This is a genomic window from Paenibacillus sp. 23TSA30-6, assembly GCF_014858585.1.
GTDB lineage: Bacteria > Bacillota > Bacilli > Paenibacillales > Paenibacillaceae > Paenibacillus.
Window position 1 is genome coordinate 1 of sequence record NZ_SLTL01000085.1, and the last position, 1,699, is coordinate 1,699.

Consider the following 1,699-nt stretch of genomic DNA (forward strand, 5'->3'; position numbering starts at 1 on the left):
TGGCAGGAGGTGCTGGGGCTTGCGAAGGAGATTGGCGTTCACGACAACTTCTTCGACATCGGCGGCCACTCCCTGCGGGCGACGACGCTGGTCAGCAAGATTCATAAAGAGTTGAACGTGGATCTGCCGCTGCGCGACGTGTTCCGCCATTCCACGATCGAGAGCATGGCGGCCGCCATTTCCCGGCTGGATGAGCAGACATTCGTTGCCATTCCGGTGGCGGATGACCGAGAGGTGTACCCGCAATCTTTTGCTCAAAAACGTCTCTTTATCCTGAATCAACTGGAAGGCGCGGAGCTTAGCTACAACATGCCGGAAGCGATGCTGCTGGAGGGTGCTTTGGACCGGGCAAGGTTCGAAGAAGCGTTCCGTAAGCTCGTGGCGCGGCATGAAATGCTGCGCACCGGGTTCGAAATGGTGGATGGCGAAGCATCGCAGCGGTTTTACCAGGACGTGAATTTTGCCGTGGAGTTCTATCGAGCGGATGAGCAAGAGGCCGAAGAGACGGTTCGCCGTTTCGTCCGTCCGTTTGACTTGGCGAAGCCTCCGCTGCTGAGGGTAGGCCTTGTCGAGCTGGCTCCGGAACGCCATATTCTAATGTACGACATGCATCATATTATTTCCGACGGCGTCTCGATGGAAATCTTTGTTGAAGAATTCGTCCGCTTGTACGGCGGCGAGCAATTGGAGCCTCTGCGCATTCAGTACAAAGACTACACCGTTTGGCAGCATTCGCAGGAGCAGAAGGAACGGCTTCAGCGTCAGGAGGCGTACTGGCTGGACATGTTCCAAGGCGAGCTTCCGGTGCTGGAAATGCCGACCGACTATCCGCGTCCGGCCGTGCAGAGCTACGAAGGCCAAACGCTGGAGTTTTTCTTTGACGCTTCGAAAACCGACGGCCTGAAGCAGCTGGCCTCGGAAACGGGCACGACGCTGTTTATGGTGCTGCTTGCGGCGTATAACGTCCTTCTGCATAAATATTCAGGTCAGGAAGACTTGATCGTCGGTACGCCGATTGCCGGAAGGAATCATGGAGATGTGCAGCCGTTGATCGGGATTTTCTTAAACACGCTGGCTATCCGCAGTTATCCGGCTTCGGAGAAGACATTCCTGTCATACCTGAACGAAGTCAAAGAAACGACCCTCCACGCCTTCGAGCATCAAAACTATCCGTTCGAAGAATTGGTGGACAAGGTGCAAGTCACCCGTGATTTAAGCCGCAATCCGCTCTTCGACACGCTGTTTACGATGCAGAATACGGAGAACGAGGAATTTGAGCTGGAAGGGCTTCGCCTGATTCCTTATCCGAGCGCACTGGATACCGCGAAGTTTGATATCAGCTTGGATGTGGGCGAGGAGAACGGCGGCTTGGATTACAGCTTCGAATATGCGACGGCTCTCTACAAAAGGGAGACGATCGAACGGCTGGCGAAACATTACGAGCAGCTGCTCGTAACGATCGTAAGCCGTCCGGATGCGAAGATCGCCGAGCTGAACTTGCTGACGGCAGAGGAAAAAGAACAAATTCTCGGCGCGTTCAACCCGGCGCAGCCGGAAGCGGCTCCTGTGGCGGCGTTCCACCGGCTGTTCGAGGAACAGGCGGAGCGCACGCCGGAAGCGGAGGCCGTCGTGTACGAGAACGACCGGCTTACGTATGCGGAGCTGAACGAGCGGGCGAACCGCTTGGCGGCCACGCTGC

The 1,699-nt window shown here is 56.3% G+C and carries 1 protein-coding gene; it reads left to right on the plus strand.

The features are described from left to right. On the plus strand, positions 1–1,699 hold a 1,699-nt coding region (locus E0698_RS26185; RefSeq protein ID WP_238354175.1), incomplete at both ends, for a condensation domain-containing protein.